General features: G+C 70.3%; 20 protein-coding genes. 12 read left to right on the forward strand and 8 right to left on the reverse strand.

Annotated features, from left to right (window positions below; genetic code table 11):
* Positions 1 to 698 precede the first annotated feature (698 nt).
* Entirely contained in the window at positions 699 to 2,216 is a 1,518-nt protein-coding gene (locus tag CKY28_RS08235; protein ID WP_095997872.1) for a serralysin family metalloprotease, read from the reverse strand.
* 161 nt (positions 2,217 to 2,377) lie between these two features.
* On the opposite strand from CKY28_RS08235, the gene CKY28_RS08240 reads away from it, so the two are divergent.
* A complete protein-coding gene (locus CKY28_RS08240) occupies positions 2,378 to 2,716 on the forward strand; it encodes an AprI/Inh family metalloprotease inhibitor (RefSeq protein ID WP_176473015.1) in 339 nt (112 codons plus the stop codon).
* 104 nt (positions 2,717 to 2,820) lie between these two features.
* Here CKY28_RS08240 and CKY28_RS08245 read toward each other — a convergent pair whose 3' ends face one another.
* From CKY28_RS08245 to plsY, 3 genes are read right to left on the reverse strand one after another with little or no spacing between them, the layout of a single operon-like run.
* On the reverse strand, positions 2,821 to 3,189 hold the full coding sequence (locus CKY28_RS08245) for a DUF4440 domain-containing protein (RefSeq protein WP_095997874.1): 369 nt from the start codon (positions 3,187 to 3,189) through the stop codon (positions 2,821 to 2,823).
* Positions 3,190 to 3,247: 58 nt separating this feature from the next.
* Positions 3,248 to 4,351 carry a DNA-processing protein DprA gene (gene dprA, locus CKY28_RS08250; protein ID WP_245841722.1) on the reverse strand — a complete coding sequence of 368 codons (1,104 nt, stop codon included), beginning with the start codon at positions 4,349 to 4,351 and terminating at the stop codon, positions 3,248 to 3,250.
* A complete protein-coding gene (gene plsY, locus CKY28_RS08255; RefSeq protein ID WP_095997875.1) occupies positions 4,344 to 4,946 on the reverse strand; it encodes a glycerol-3-phosphate 1-O-acyltransferase PlsY in 603 nt (200 codons plus the stop codon). Before plsY ends, dprA begins: the two co-directional genes overlap by 8 nt.
* A 111-nt stretch (positions 4,947 to 5,057) precedes the next feature.
* Here plsY and murI point away from each other — a divergent pair, with 111 nt between their 5' ends.
* Complete coding sequence (gene murI / locus CKY28_RS08260; RefSeq protein WP_095998562.1) at positions 5,058 to 5,867, forward strand: glutamate racemase; 810 nt, start codon at positions 5,058 to 5,060, stop codon at positions 5,865 to 5,867.
* Positions 5,868 to 5,870: 3 nt separating this feature from the next.
* Here murI and CKY28_RS18640 read toward each other — a convergent pair whose 3' ends face one another.
* Positions 5,871 to 6,020 (reverse strand): hypothetical protein, encoded by a 150-nt coding sequence (locus tag CKY28_RS18640; protein ID WP_176473016.1) that lies wholly within the window; start codon positions 6,018 to 6,020, stop codon positions 5,871 to 5,873.
* Between the two features lie 166 nt (positions 6,021 to 6,186).
* Here CKY28_RS18640 and hemA point away from each other — a divergent pair, with 166 nt between their 5' ends.
* A complete protein-coding gene (gene hemA / locus CKY28_RS08265; protein ID WP_095997876.1) occupies positions 6,187 to 7,431 on the forward strand; it encodes a 5-aminolevulinate synthase in 1,245 nt (414 codons plus the stop codon).
* On the forward strand, positions 7,428 to 7,850 hold the full coding sequence (locus CKY28_RS08270) for a DUF695 domain-containing protein (RefSeq protein ID WP_176473017.1): 423 nt from the start codon (positions 7,428 to 7,430) through the stop codon (positions 7,848 to 7,850). Before hemA ends, CKY28_RS08270 begins: the two co-directional genes overlap by 4 nt.
* Here the strand turns inward: CKY28_RS08270 and CKY28_RS08275 are convergent.
* Both CKY28_RS08275 and CKY28_RS18945 read right to left on the reverse strand, forming a co-directional pair.
* A complete protein-coding gene (locus CKY28_RS08275; RefSeq protein ID WP_245841724.1) occupies positions 7,847 to 8,299 on the reverse strand; it encodes a DUF3429 domain-containing protein in 453 nt (150 codons plus the stop codon). The two genes, CKY28_RS08270 and CKY28_RS08275, sit on opposite strands and share 4 nt — an antisense overlap.
* Positions 8,296 to 8,868 (reverse strand): Uma2 family endonuclease, encoded by a 573-nt coding sequence (locus CKY28_RS18945; protein WP_217989572.1) that lies wholly within the window; start codon positions 8,866 to 8,868, stop codon positions 8,296 to 8,298. Before CKY28_RS18945 ends, CKY28_RS08275 begins: the two co-directional genes overlap by 4 nt.
* 113 nt (positions 8,869 to 8,981) lie before the next feature.
* Between CKY28_RS18945 and glyA the strand changes: the two genes are divergently transcribed.
* From glyA to CKY28_RS08295, 4 genes are read left to right on the forward strand one after another with little or no spacing between them, the layout of a single operon-like run.
* Positions 8,982 to 10,289 carry a serine hydroxymethyltransferase gene (gene glyA / locus CKY28_RS08285; RefSeq protein ID WP_095997880.1) on the forward strand — a complete coding sequence of 436 codons (1,308 nt, stop codon included), beginning with the start codon at positions 8,982 to 8,984 and terminating at the stop codon, positions 10,287 to 10,289.
* A gap of 11 nt (positions 10,290 to 10,300) precedes the next feature.
* Positions 10,301 to 10,465, forward strand: coding sequence for a hypothetical protein (locus CKY28_RS18645; protein ID WP_176473018.1), 165 nt, complete (start codon positions 10,301 to 10,303; stop codon positions 10,463 to 10,465).
* Positions 10,466 to 10,507: 42 nt separating this feature from the next.
* The gene (nrdR, locus tag CKY28_RS08290) at positions 10,508 to 10,969 is read left to right on the forward strand and encodes a transcriptional regulator NrdR (RefSeq protein ID WP_095997881.1); all 462 of its coding nucleotides are present in this window, start codon (positions 10,508 to 10,510) and stop codon (positions 10,967 to 10,969) included.
* Complete coding sequence (locus CKY28_RS08295; RefSeq protein ID WP_095997882.1) at positions 10,966 to 11,706, forward strand: RNA methyltransferase; 741 nt, start codon at positions 10,966 to 10,968, stop codon at positions 11,704 to 11,706. The genes nrdR and CKY28_RS08295 overlap by 4 nt, the downstream gene beginning before the upstream one ends.
* On the opposite strand, the gene CKY28_RS08300 is transcribed toward CKY28_RS08295, so the two are convergent.
* On the reverse strand, positions 11,687 to 12,001 hold the full coding sequence (locus CKY28_RS08300) for a chorismate mutase (protein ID WP_095997883.1): 315 nt from the start codon (positions 11,999 to 12,001) through the stop codon (positions 11,687 to 11,689). The two genes, CKY28_RS08295 and CKY28_RS08300, sit on opposite strands and share 20 nt — an antisense overlap.
* 123 nt (positions 12,002 to 12,124) lie before the next feature.
* On the opposite strand from CKY28_RS08300, the gene CKY28_RS08305 reads away from it, so the two are divergent.
* The 4 genes from CKY28_RS08305 (at position 12,125) to CKY28_RS08320 (ending at position 13,992) form a co-directional block, all read left to right on the forward strand.
* The gene (locus CKY28_RS08305) at positions 12,125 to 12,355 is read left to right on the forward strand and encodes a hypothetical protein (protein WP_095997884.1); all 231 of its coding nucleotides are present in this window, start codon (positions 12,125 to 12,127) and stop codon (positions 12,353 to 12,355) included.
* Between the two features lie 55 nt (positions 12,356 to 12,410).
* On the forward strand, positions 12,411 to 12,644 hold the full coding sequence (locus CKY28_RS08310; protein ID WP_095997885.1) for a hypothetical protein: 234 nt from the start codon (positions 12,411 to 12,413) through the stop codon (positions 12,642 to 12,644).
* Positions 12,645 to 12,798: 154 nt separating this feature from the next.
* On the forward strand, positions 12,799 to 13,413 hold the full coding sequence (gene rpsD / locus CKY28_RS08315) for a 30S ribosomal protein S4 (RefSeq protein WP_095997886.1): 615 nt from the start codon (positions 12,799 to 12,801) through the stop codon (positions 13,411 to 13,413).
* A 315-nt stretch (positions 13,414 to 13,728) separates the two neighbouring features.
* A complete protein-coding gene (locus CKY28_RS08320) occupies positions 13,729 to 13,992 on the forward strand; it encodes a hypothetical protein (RefSeq protein ID WP_095997887.1) in 264 nt (87 codons plus the stop codon).
* The last annotated feature ends 3 nt before the right edge of the window (positions 13,993 to 13,995 follow it).

The raw sequence follows: 13,995 nt of genomic DNA on the forward strand, positions 1-13,995 counted from the left end.
TGCAGAGGCTCCGAATAGCAGCCGATCGGCATAGGGAGGCGTCGCTCATTCTGCGCCACGTGATAGCCCCAGCCGCCGTCGAAGTAGGGCTTAACCGAGATATCCACGCCCCAAGAGTGGACAGTAACCGAGTGCGGCTCAAGGCTCGCTATTGTCGGCGGCCACCTACCAACCGGGACGTCTACCCAATCGTTCGGCGGCCTCAGCGGATGATGGGTCGCCAACATGCGAGCCTCGTCCCTGATCGCCCGCAACTTGTCAGGATCGGAAACCGGCGCAACGCAGCCGCCGACCAAAGCAGCGCTGAACAGGCTCGTGCATACGGCCATGAGCTTTCTTCGCTGCTTCATCGCCGAACTTGAGCACATTAGGGTGCATGTCCGCTATGGGTCGAAAGCGGACGGGCGAGTTCCTCCCCGGAACGGGGAGGGGGACCGCGCCCGTAGGGCGTGGTGGAGGGGTCTCTCGACGGGAACCGCCCTTCGCAGCCGCCCCTCCACCATGCTGCGCATGGTCCCCCTCCCCGTTCCGGGGAGGAACTGGGTACGTCACTGCTACGCTGGTGAGGCCCGAGGTCGTCAGCGCCGCGGCGAAGCCGCGTCGTCGATCAGCAGGGCCGGACGAGGGCCGGCCCGCTGTCGGCCGGACCGCGCCTGAAGGCGCGCGGGGCTAAGCTCGCTTAGCCCCGCGCGGCGCGGTCAGAGGATGAGGTCCGCTCCCGTCATCTGCCCGTTCACGTACAGCACCCAGTCCGCCACGCGGTCGCCGTTCACGTCAGCGCTGAGCGTGGTGAGGCCCGTGGAGGAGCTGTAGCTGCCGATCAGCTGGCCCGACACGCCGGTGAAGGACGACACGATCGTGAACGCCTGGTCGCCCGACACGTTGGTGCGCGCGTCGATCAGCGACACGTCGATCTTGTCCGTGCCCGACACGAAGTCGTACACACGGTCGATCGCGCCCGAGCGGCTGTCGGCGGTGGACCTGAACACGAAGCGGTCCGCGCCCGTGCCGCCGTAGAGTGCGTCCGCGCCGCCGCCGCCCTGGATCACGTCGTTGCCGGCGTTGCCGCGCAGCGTGTTGGCGTATTCGTTGCCGATCATCGTATCGGCGCCCGAGCCGCCGTTGGCGTTCTCCACGATCACGCCGACCGCGATGGCGACGTTGCCGGTCAGGCCGCCCACGTTCGAGAAGGCGCCGTCGTTCAGGTCGATGCGCTGCGTCTGCGTGTAGCCGGAGAAGTCGAGCGTATCGACGCCGCCCGCGTCCCACACCGCGAAGATCACGGGCGTGGACGCCGACGTGGCCGTGTAGAAGTCGCGGCCCGTGGTGGAGTTGAACCCGTACACGTCGTTGCCCGTGCGCGTGCTCGTGTTCGCGCCGTAGAGCCGCTGGATCGCGGCGATGTCGTCAACGAGCGGTGCGGCCGCGTAATAGCCGCCGTTGTTGCCGCCCGTGTTCGTCTCCGACCAGTAGCTCATCAGCGTGTACTGGCGCGTGTCCTCGTAGTAGATCGCGCTGTTGCTGTACGTCGGCGAGCCGGTGCCGGCGTTGTAGTCGCCGGGATGGCCCAGGCCCAGCGCGTGGCCGACCTCGTGGGTGAGCGTGTGGCGGCCGTAGTTGAGGTGCGCGGGCGACGCGTTGTAGCTGATCGAGCTGTTGACCCACACGTCGCCGCCCACACCCGAGCCGGGGTAGTAGGCGAACGCCGCCGCGCCGTCCGCGCCGGACGAATAGTTGCCGAACAGCATCTGCGCGGAGTTGCTGTAGCCGGTGGAGTCCTGCTGGCGCGTGAAGGTGAGGTTGGCGACGTCCGACCAGCTCTGGAGCGCGCGCTGCGTTTGCGCGATCTGGGTGGCGTTGAAGCGGGTGAAGCCCGCCGTGTCGTCGGGCATGGTCGCGGGCGCGGTCGAGCGGAACGCGTAGGTGATCGTCGCCGCCTGGCCGATGACGCCCGAGCCGTTCCAGGTCTGGCCCGCGCGGCCGATCTGCGCCGCGGCCTCGGCGGTGGTGAAGCTCTGCTTGTTGTTGGGGCCGTAGCCGCCGCGGTCGTCGGCGTTGAGCGCGTAGTTCGGGCCGGACGCCGCGCCCGCGTCGTCCTCCTCCTTCTTGGCCGCGAACGCGCGTGGGCCGGCGAAGCCCACGGCCGGGCGGGCGATATCCAGGTCGGGCAGGAACTCGCCGTCTTGCAGGCGCGCCATCAAACGTTCAGGTCTCATGCAACCCCTCCTTTTATGTGGCGGTCGTCATGCGCATCGAAGAACATGCCGACCGGGCGTCCCGCCGGTTTCTCGGCCGGTCGGGACACCGGGGTGGAGTGTTCACCCTGTTTCTGGCCCTGGCAATCGGCGCGCAGCCGCTGGGCGCGTGCGGAGGGACGATGAGCGATCAAGCGCCCGGAAAGAACGCCAGCCTGCGCCTGGCCGAGCCCCCCGAGCTGGCGGGCGAATGGCGGATCACCGGCGGGACGGCGGGGCCGTGCTCGGTGCGGCTGGAGGTGGCGCGTGTGGAGGCGGCGAACGCGCACGCGCTGACGGACGCGGGCGGGTGCCTGGAGGGGCTGGTGGGGAGGCCGGTCGCGGGCTGGCGGCCAGCGCCGGACGGGATCGAGCTCGCTGGGCCGGACCGGCTGGCGGTGGTGCTGTTCGCGTGGACGGGCGACGCGGCGGTGGCGAGCGGGCCGGGCGGGCGGGTGCTGACGTTGCGGCGGGTGGAGTAGCGGGTCAGCGCCGCGGCGAAGCCGCGTCGTCGATCGACACGGCGGGACAAGCGCCCGCCGGTCGTCGGCCGGGCCGTCTCCTTTTTGCCGGGGCTAAGCTGCGCCTATCCCTCGGCGGAGGCGGCCAGCGGCGGTGTCTGCTGATGCTGCACGACCCGCCAGACCTCATGCTCCAGCCGCCGGATCACCGAGGTGCAGTGCGCCTCGTAACCGTTATGCCCTTCCTTCTCCGCGCGGACGCGGTAGGCGATGACGATCAGCCCTTCCTGCGGACGCGAGACTTGGCGCTGGTCGAGCTCGGCCCGGTCCCAGACGGGGGTGGACTTGACCGCCTCCTTCGCCTCGCGGCCGGCATAGACGTAAGGCGGGTGGGGGAGGACCATCAGGACCTGGTCGTCGACCTTCTCCTCGTAATTGTCCGGCCCCTCGATCCACAGGCTCTGCTCGAAACCCCAGAGACGTTCGTCGTCCATCTACATGCCTCCATATGTCGAGGCGTAAGCGGGCGGGGGCGGGGGAGGTTCCCGGAGGTCAGCCGGCGAGGCTGACGCGGCCTCCAGCATGGCGTTCCAATCGGCCGGCCAGCTCCAGCTCGAGCAGCACCATGTGGACCACCGCCGGGTCGTGGCCCGATTGGCGGATCAGTTCGTCGGCCGCGACGGGAACGGGGCCGAGCAGGCCTGCGACGTCGCGGCGGGCGCGGTCGTCGGCGTCGGCGGGCGGGGGTGCGCCCCAACGCTCGCCCGGCGCGCGGACGGCGCGGGGGTCGATGGGGCGGATCTGTTGCATCACGTCGTCGGCGTTCTGCACGAGGATGGCTCCTTCGCGGATCAGGAGGTTGCAGCCCTGCGCGCGCGGGTCGAGCGGGCTGCCTGGCACGGCCATGACCTCGCGCCCGGCCTCCGCGGCGAGGCGGGCGGTGATGAGCGAGCCGGACTTGGGCGCGGCCTCCACCACGACCGTGCCGCCCGACAGGCCGGCGATGATGCGGTTGCGCGACGGGAAGTTGCGCGCTCGGGGCTCGGTGCCGGGCGGCTGCTCGGCGACGAGCAGGCCCTGCGCGGCGACGCGCTCCTGCAGCTCGGCGTTCTCCGGCGGGAAGACCACGTCGATGCCGCTGGCGATGACGCCCACCGTGCCGGTCGAAAGCGAGCCGACATGCGCGGCGGTGTCGATGCCGCGCGCGAGGCCGGAGACGACGGTCGCGCCCGCTTCGCCCAGCCTGAGGGCGAGTTCGCGCGCGAACCGGCAGGCGGCCGCCGATGCGTTGCGCGCGCCGACGATCGCGACACAGGGGCGCGCGGTCAGGCCCAAGTCGCCGCGGACGATGAGTGCGGGCGGTGCGTCGTCCAGCTCGGCGAGCAGCGGCGGGTAATCGCGGTCGTCGAGGAGCAAGTACCGCGCGCCGAGCTTGGCGACGCGCGCGACTTCCGCCGCGACCGCGCGCGGGTCGGCGAGCTCGGGCGCGCGCCCGCCGCCGCGCCGGGCGAGCATGGGCAGCGCCTCAATCGCGGCGGCGGCGGAGCCGAATCGGGCGAGTAGCTGGCGATAGGTGACGGGGCCGACGCCGTTCGTGCGGATCAGCTGGAGCTTGTCGGCGATGGTGTCGGCGACTGGCAGGCCTAGGTCAGCCACGCTTGCCGACCTTGGGCTCCGTGCCGTCAAGCAGGCGGCCGATATTGTCGCCGTGCTTCCATAGAACGATCAGCGCCAGCGCGATGAGGAGCAGCGTCAGGTCGAACCGGCCCAGCGCCGCCGAGGCTACGGGCGCGCTGACGGCGGCGGCCATGCCGGCGAGCGACGAGATGCGCACCGTCGCGAGTAGGCCCAGCCATATGACGGCGTAGACCAGCCCGAGCGGCCAGTGGAGCGCGAGCACCACGCCCATCAAGGTCGCCACGCCCTTGCCGCCGCGGAACCCGAGCCAGACGGGGAAGCAGTGGCCGATCAACGCGCCCGCGGCGGCCAGCAGCTGCTCGCCGGGCGCGAACGCCTGGGCGAGCCATACGGCGGCGGCGCCTTTCAGCAGGTCGAGCAGCAGGGTCGCCGCGGCCAGCCCCTTGCGGCCGGTGCGCAGCACGTTGGTCGCGCCGATATTGCCCGAGCCGACCCGGCGCAGGTCGCCCGCGCCGCCCAGCCTGGTCAAGATCACGCCGAAGGGGATCGAGCCGAGGAGATAGCCGCCGACCAGCGCCAACGTCGGGGCGACCCATAGGATTTGCGTCTGCATGGGCCCCTCCTCCTCGTGCGGTGATTATTTTAGCGCAAGCCGTTGCGGACCGGCAACAACTTACCGCAGCCGCTTGCGGGCGGGGGCCGCGCCCGTCAAGGCGTGGGCGCGATGGACGAGCGGCCGATCCTGTTCTTCGATTCCGGGGTGGGCGGGCTGTCGATCGTCGAGCCCGCGCGCGCCGCGCTGCCCGCCGCGCCGTTCGTGTACGCGGCGGACTCGGCGGGCTTTCCGTACGGCACGAAGAGCGAGGCGGAGATCGCAGGCCGCGTGCCGGCGCTGCTCGGGCGGCTGGTCGAGCGCTACCGGCCCAGGCTCGTCGTGATCGCGTGCAACACCGCGTCCACCATCGCGCTGCCCGCGGTGCGCGCCGCGCTGGACCTGCCGGTGGTCGGCACGGTGCCCGCGATCAAGCCCGCCGCCGAACTGTCCGCGACGCGGGTGATCGGCGTGCTGGGGACGGAGGCGACGGTGCGCCAGGCCTATGTGGACGACCTGTCGGCGCGCTTCGCGGGCGACTGCCTGGTGCTGCGGCACGGGTCGGCGGAGCTGGTCGAGTTGGCGGAAGCGAAGCTTCGGGGCGAAGCCGCACCCGCGGACGCGTACGCCCGCGTGCTGGCGGGGCTGTTCGATCAGCCGGGCGGCGACCGGATCGACGTGGTGGTGAACGCCTGCACGCATTTTCCGCTCGTCGAGGCGGAGCTGGAGATCGCCGCCCCGCATCCCGTCCGCTTCGTCGACGGCGGGCCGGGGATCGCGCGGCGGATCGCGCATCTGACGGCGGGACAGGGATGGCCGGCCCAAGATGGGCGAACGGGGCGGCTCGACGGCGTGGCCGTCTTCACGCGGCTCGGCGAACGGGAGCGCGCGCTGCTTCCCGCGCTCGAGAGCCGCGGGTTCGGCAGGGCGGAAGCGCTCTAGGCGTCAGCCGCGGAGAAGCGCGGCGTAGCGGTCGGCGAGCTCGAGATGGATTTGGCGCGCCGCGTCGCTCGACGCGCGCTCGGCGACGGCGCGCTCCTGGCGCTCGCGCCGCGTATAGTAGCTGATCCGCGCCGCCGCGGCTTGGTTCGTCATGACGTTTCCCCGACCCGCAATATGCGTCGAATAATTCCTTACAACACGGAACCGAACGCCGACGCCCGCGTTTTGCGCAGCTTTTTCGTGCTCCGTCAATAACAAGGGACAATTTGCGAGTCGTTAGCGCTGGCGGCGGGGCGCTGGCGGGACTAGATGCGCGCGCATGGACACCCCCGGCCACCAGGCCCGGCCCGTCGATTACGGGCGCGTCTTCAGCCAAGCGATCGACCGGTTGCACGCCGAGGGCCGCTACCGCGTGTTCATCGACATCCTCAGGAACAAGGGCCAGTTCCCCAACGCGCGCTGCTTCGCGGGGCATAACGGCCCGAAGCCGATCACCGTGTGGTGCTCGAACGATTACCTGGCGATGGGGCAGCACCCCAAGGTGATCGCCGCCATGGAGGAGGCGCTACACGACGTCGGCGCGGGCTCGGGCGGCACGCGCAACATCGGCGGCAACACGCACTACCATGTCGATCTGGAGGCGGAGCTCGCCGACCTGCACGGCAAGGAGGCGGCGCTGCTGTTCACGAGCGGCTACGTGTCGAACGAGGCGACCTTGTCGACGCTGGCCAAGGTGCTACCCGGCTGCGTCGTCTTCTCCGACGAGCTGAACCACGCGTCCATGATCGCGGGCATCCGCAACTCGGGCTGCGAGAAGCGCGTGTTCCGGCACAACGACTTGGTGCACCTGGAGGAGTTGCTCGCCGCCGAGCCGGCGGACGCGCCCAAGCTCATCGCGTTCGAGAGCGTTTATTCGATGGAGGGCGACGTCGCCCCCATCGCCGCGATCTGCGACCTCGCCGACAAGTACAACGCGCTCACCTATCTCGACGAGGTGCACGCGGTGGGCATGTACGGCCCGCGCGGCGGCGGCATCTCCGAGCGCGAGGGCGTCGCGCACCGGCTCACCGTGATCGAAGGGACGCTGGGCAAGGCGTTCGGCGTGATGGGCGGCTACATCGCCGCGGACCGCACGGTGGTGGACGTGATCCGCTCCTACGCGCCGGGCTTCATCTTCACGACCTCGCTGTCGCCGGTCTTGGTGGCGGGCGTGCTGGCGAGCGTGCGGCACCTGAAGAGCTCCGCTAGCGAACGCGAGGGGCAGCAGGCGGCCGCCGCGACGCTGAAGGGCATGCTGACGGACGCCGGCCTGCCCGTGCTGCCGGGCGACACGCACATCGTGCCCGTGATGGTCGGCGATCCCGTAAAAGCCAAGCGGATCAGCGACATCCTGCTCGCCGAGTACGGCGTGTACGTGCAGCCCATCAACTATCCCACCGTGCCGCGCGGGACCGAGCGGCTGCGCTTCACGCCGGGGCCGGCGCATGACGAGCGGATGATGCGCGAGCTGACGGACGCGCTCACCGAGATTTGGGACCGGCTGGAGCTGAAGCTCGCCGCGTGAGCGACGGTTGGACGCTCGCCGCGAGGGAGGCGGAGGACGGCGAATATACGGTCCGGACGCGGGCGGCGTTGCCCGATCCGGCGGAGCGCGCCCGCTACCCCGTCGCGATGTGGATCACATGGCCTTGGGGCCCGATCGCGTCCGAGGCCGAGGAGGACGCGATCATCGACGAGATGATCCGTTTCGAGAACGCGGTGCACGAAGCTGCGACACGGGGCGGCTGGGGCATGCTGGTCGCGGTGGTGACGAACGGCGCGGGGCGCGAATGGCTTTGGCACGCGGCGCATGCGGACGAGTTCGTGGGCGAGATGCGCGGCGCGCTGCAAGGTCACCCGACCTACCCGTTCGAGGTGCGCGCCTGGGACGACCCGACGTGGAAGGCGGCGCGCGAGCTGAACCCGCGAGCGGGGATGCACTAGGCGGCGAGCAGGCCCGCCAGGATCGTGAGGCTACCTAGCCCGAGCGAGAGCGGCGCGCGCAAACTCATCCAATCGGGTGGCGCATCTCCGCTGGCGACGAGGCGGCGATCGACGAGGAGGGTCGCGAGGATCGCGATGCCCAGGCCGGTAAGCGCCGCGGCGAATCCGCCTAGGACGATCAGGATGCCGAGCGCCAGCACGGCCAGGGACGGGACGACCGCCACGGCCGCGAGCGCGCCCTGGCCTTGATGACGCCGCATCGCGAACCCCCACCATATGCCGCCCAGGAAGCTGAGAATCAGGCCCGCGTAACCAAAGGCGAGGGCTTCGCCGAAATGGTGCTCCGTGCCCCTCGCGACCAGCACCACGGCCGCAATCTGCGGCAGCAGTCCGGCGTAGCCGAGCAGGTGGGCGGCGCGGGACACGCGCGGGCGGGAGACGTCTGTCACGCGAGCGTGATGACGGCGTCCGCGCCGGGAACCTCGATGGGCTCGCCAAAGGGGATCACGCGCTTGGCACCGTAGTCGCCCGCTTCCGGCTCGGCCATGACGTGCGTCTTGCGGCCGTTCACGTCGACCACCCAGTAATGCGGCACACCCGCTTCGGCGTAACCGGCCCGCTTGCGCCCTAGATCATTGCGCAGAGTCGTGTCGGCGATCTCGACGGCCATGAAGAGGCTGGCGACTTCAAAGATGAAAGGGCCGATCTTCGCGTTCCTGAAGACGCCGACGTCCGGCAGCCGCACGGTCCGTCTGGCGAAGCGTACGGTCGGCTCGGGACCGACGAGCCACTCGGGGCCGAGCGCCGCGAAAATGGAAGTGAGCTGCCGCGAGACGTCCTGCTGCACCATCCAGTGCGGAATGTTGGCTGCCGACATCCGGATGATCTCTCCCTCGATCAGCTCGACCTTGCCCACCCATTCGCTGATCGGGGGATGCTGCGCCAGTTGCAGGAACTCTTCCGCCGTGAAGCGGACGGGAGTCTCCTTGTACTCGGCGATACGCTCCGCGCGGGTCATGCTGTCGACATAACACACGCACACGCGGGGAGGTAGCGCGGCACCGCGTTTCGCCCTAGATGGAGCGCACCCCGACATTATCAGGCCGCACCTTGCGCCGAGGAGCCCGCCCCATGAGCACGCAGCCCGCCACCCTGACCGATCTCCAGCCCGACGGCTTCTTCTCCCGCGACCTCGCCCAGGCGGATCCCGCGATGTTCGGCGGCGTGGACGCGGAGCTTCGGCGGCAGCAGACGCAGATCGAGCTGATCGCGTCCGAGAACATCGTGTCGCGCGCCGTGCTGGAGGCGCAGGGGTCGGTGTTCACGAACAAGTACGCGGAAGGCTATCCGGGCAAGCGCTATTACCAGGGGTGCGGGCCTTCGGACGAGGTGGAGATGCTGGCGATCGAGCGCGCCAAGCAGCTTTTCGGGTGCGGTTTCGCCAATGTCCAGCCGCATTCGGGCGCGCAGGCGAACGGCGCGGTGATGCTGGCGCTGGTACGCCCAGGCGACACCATCCTGGGCATGAGCCTGGACGCGGGCGGGCACCTGACGCACGGCGCGAAGGCGGCGATGAGCGGCAAATGGTTCGACGCGGTGCAGTACGGCGTCGATCCGGAGACGCACCTGATCGACTACGGGCAGGTCGAGCGGCTCGCCGTCGAGCGCCGGCCGAAGCTCATCATCGCCGGCGGCTCCGCCTATCCGCGCGTGATCGACTTCGCGGCGATGCGCGCGATCGCCGACAAGGTGGGCGCGTTTCTCATGGTCGACATGGCGCACTTCGCGGGCATCGTCGCGGCGGGGCTGCACCCCTCGCCGTTCGGGCACGCGCATGTGGTCACCACCACCACGCATAAGACGCTGCGCGGGCCCCGCGGCGGCATGGTGATGACCGACGACGAGGCGCTGGCCAAGAAGATCAACTCGGCGGTGTTTCCGGGGCTGCAGGGCGGGCCGCTGATGCACGTAGTGGCCGCCAAGGCGGTGGCGTTCGGCGAGGCGCTGCGCCCCGACTTCAAGAGCTACATCGCCGCCGTGGTGGAGAACGCCAAGGTGCTCGCGGCCACGCTCAAGGAGCGGGGCGCGGACCTGGTGGCGGGCGGGACCGACACGCACCTAGCGCTGGTCGATCTCAGGCCGCTGGGCATCACCGGCCGCGACGCGGACGAGGCGCTGGAGCGGTCGGGGATCACCTGCAACAAGAACGGCGTCCCCAACGACCCGCTGCCGCCCGTCAAGACGAGCGGCATCCGCGTGGGCAGCCCGGCGGGCACGACGCGCGGCTTCGGGCCGGCCGAATTCCGCGAGATCGGCCACATGGTCGCCGACGTGCTCGACGGCCTGCGCGCGAAGGGCGAGCACGGCGATCCGGCCGTCGAGGGACAAGTGCGCGAGCGGGTCCAGGCGCTGTGCGCGCGCTTCCCGATCTACAACTGAGGAGCGATCCGATGGCGAGCACCGAAGACAAGAAGCTGGGCAAGGACATGGCCAAGTACGGCGCGATCGGCGCGCTGGTCGCGATCCCCGTGCCGTTCGTGGGCCCGATCATCGGCGCGGCGGCGGGCGCGGGTTACGCCTGGTACCGCTCGAACAAGCGGAAGGGCGGGTTCTAAGTTGCGTTCGACGCGCTCGCGCCACCGTAAGGTGGCCGGATAATGCGCTGCCCGTTCTGCGGCCACGACGACAGCCAGGTGAAGGACAGCCGCCCCACCGAGGATGGGGCGGCGATCCGCAGGCGGCGGCAGTGCGAGGGCTGCGCCGCGCGCTTCACGACGTTCGAGCGCATCCAACTGCGCGAGCTGACGGTGGTGAAGTCGGAAGGCCGGCGCGAGCCGTTCGACCGCGATAAGCTGCTGCGCTCCGTCTCGGTCGCCGCGCGCAAGCGGCCGATCGACCCCGTGCGCCTGGAGAAGCTGGTGTCGGGCATCCAGCGCCGCCTGGAGACGAGCGGCGACAGCGAGGTGAGCGCCGAGCGGATCGGCGGGATGGTGATGGACGGGCTGAAGGGCCTCGACTCGGTCGCGTACATCCGCTTCGCCAGCGTGTATCGCGATTTCTCGGAGGCGCGCGACTTCGAGGCGTTCGCGGGCACGGTCAAGGAGGCGGCGCCCGAGTGACCGACACGGCTTCGACCGCGCCGCCGCCTGCGATCGTCCTCGTCCGGCCGCAGCTGGGCGAGAATATCGGCAAGGCGGCGCGCGCGATGCTCAACTTCGGGCTGACCGACCTCCGGCTCGTCTCCCCCCGCGACGGCTGGCCCAACCCGGCGGCGGGCCCTGCGGCGAGCGGGGCGGACTTGGTGCTCGAGCGAGCACGCGTATTCGAGACGGTGGCCGACGCGGTGGCGGATTGCGCGCACGTCTACGCCACCACGGTCAGGAAGCGCGGGGTAACGAAGCCCGTGGTGACGCCGGAAGAGGCCGCGCGCGCGATGCGGGCGGAGCCGGGCCGCTCGGCGTGGCTGTTCGGGCCCGAGCGGTCGGGGCTGGAGACGGACGACGTGGCGCTCGCGCGTACGATCCTGACGGTGCCGATCAACCCCGAGTTCGGGTCCCTGAACCTAGCGCAGGCGGTGATCCTGTGCGCGTACGAATGGTCCAAGAGCCAGGAGTTGACGCAGCCGCCGCAGGTGGAGCTCGACCCGCCCGCGCCGCAAGCGGAGCTGGAGGGCATGATCGCGCAGCTGGAGGGCATGCTGGAGGCGTCGGGCTATTTCTTCCCGCCCGACCGCGTGCCGGCGACCAAGCGGACGCTCAGGACGCTGCTGACCAAGCCGGGCTGGTCGAGCCAGGAGGTCAGGACGTTCCGCGGCGTGCTGTCGGCGCTCGGCGGCGCTAAGAAGCCGAAGCCCTGAGCCGGTCCCAGGCCTCGAGCTCATAGGCGATGGACGCCTCGACGAGGCGGTCCCAGATTGCGGCTATCTCGTCGGCGGGCAGTCCGGCGGCCTCCGCCCGGCCGCGTGCGTTGGCGATCACCTCAGCCTTGCGGCGCTCGTCGCGGACGGCTCCGCGCTCCGGCTTGATGCGCGCGGCGGCGTCCATGTACGCGAAGCGGCGCGCGAGCAGGTCCACGAGCTCGCGGTCGGTCGCGTCGACGCCGGCGCGGACCTCCGCCATAGTCCGGCAGCGCTCGGGCGGTTGGATGGGCATGGCGCGGCCATGGGGCGGCCCGCGACGCCTGTCCAGCGCGCCCGAGCGGGAGACGGGGCCGATTTGCCGGGCGGCGCGCCTGCTGTTATGGTCGGGTGACACGCGTATCTCGGAGGTAAGTCGATGGAGTTGATCGCTGCGATGCTTATGGTCGCCGGCCAGACGGCCGCGACGCCCGCGGAGCCCAAGCCGGTCGAGCCCAAGAAGGTCTGCCGCCGCGAGACGTCGACGAGCAGCCGCCTCGATGTCAGGCGTGTCTGCAAGACGCGTGCGGAGTGGGACGCGCAGGAGCGCGCGGAGCAGCGTAACCTGCAGCGTCAGAACGATTGGGGTCGGGCGGGCAGCGCGGGCTGACGCAGGCGTCCCCCGCCCCGCCGACCCATTCGTTCGACCACAAGGAGTGCCCCGCATGACCGCCCTGTTGCTTCTCGCCGTCCTTCTGCAGACCTCCGGCCAAGCGGCCGACGCGGAGAAGGCGGACCCGGTCGTCTGCCGCCGCGAGGCCCCGATCGGCTCGCACGTCCCGGGCCGGCGCGTCTGCAGGAAGCGGTCGGAATGGGCCGCCAAGAGCACCAGGGTCGGCCAGGACGGGCGCGTGGTGCCGCAATGGCAGGGCAATGCGGGATTCAGCCCCCGCAACTGACCCGCCCGTCGGTTGACCTTCGCCGCCCGGCCTGCTAGCGGCGCACGCTTCGCGATCGGCCCCGCATCCCGGTGAAGCGGCGGCCCCACCCCGACTTGTCGGCCAGTGGAGCGATACCGGGAAGAACGTAGTCGCAATCGTCAAGGAACAGGAAATGTCGAAGCGCGCCAGCGCCAAGTATAAGCTCGACCGCCGGATGGGCGAGAACATCTGGGGTCGCCCGAAGAGCCCGGTCAACAAGCGCGAATACGGCCCCGGCCAGCACGGCCAGCGCCGCAAGGGCAAGATGTCGGATTTCGGCATCCAGCTGCGCGCCAAGCAGAAGCTGAAGGGCTATTACGGCGACGTCACCGAGAAGCAGTTCAAGGCGGCGTACCAGGAAGCCGCCCGCATGAAGGGCGACACCAGCCAGAACCTGATCGGCCTGCTCGAGCAGCGGCTCGACATGATCGTGTACCGCGCCAAGTTCGCCCCCACCATCTGGGCGGCGCGCCAGCTGGTCAGCCACGGCCATGTCCGCGTGAACGGCGTGAAGTGCAACATCGCGTCGCGCCGCTGCTTCGTCGGCGACGAGATCACGCTGGGCTCCAAGGCGCAGGAGATGGCGTTGGTGTTGGAGGCGCAGAGCCTGGCCGAGCGCGACATCCCCGACTACGTCGCGCCGGACGGCGCGGCCAAGGTCACCTTCGTGCGCGTCCCGACGCTCGACGAGGTGCCCTACCCGGTGAAGATGGAGCCGAACCTCGTGGTCGAGTTCTACTCGCGCTAAGGCGCAGGGCGGCTTGCGCCACCCTGGCGCAAGACTCGCCCAAGCCCGGCCGGCGCGAGCGCGCTCGCGACCGACGACGCGGCTTCGCCGCGGCGCTGCCGGGCTCAAGAAACTTGCGAAAGGGCGGTCCCGCTAGGGGCCGCCTTTTTCGTCTGTGGAGGCCGACGCGGGAGCAGGTCCCGCGCCGTCGGACGGGGCTGCGGCCCCGCCGGCCGGGCCGCTCGGATCGTGCGGCGGGGCGGATTTGGAACAGACGGCCGTGCGTTCGGGTTGGACCTGGGTATCTGTTTCCCGCCTTGCACGATCGGAGCGGCCATGGGCACCAACGCCACCATCAACCCCATCCTCCTCACCACGGGCCTGTGCATCCTGGCCTCGATCCTGCTCGCGATCATCGGTTTCGTGCTCCGCAGCCGCGGCAAGCTGCGCGCGCAGGGGCCGGCGCTGGCCTGGGCGATCCTGACGATCCTGCCTCTTTTCGGCGCGGGTGCGGCGATGTTCACCAAGCACGAGGTGGAGCATGCGGTGGGCGTCACCAACTCTGGCGATAATGCGGAAAACGTGAAGTCCGCTCCTTGAGAA

The sequence above is a fragment of the Sphingomonas lenta genome (assembly GCF_002288825.1).
Taxonomy (GTDB): Bacteria; Pseudomonadota; Alphaproteobacteria; order Sphingomonadales; family Sphingomonadaceae; genus Sphingomonas; species Sphingomonas lenta.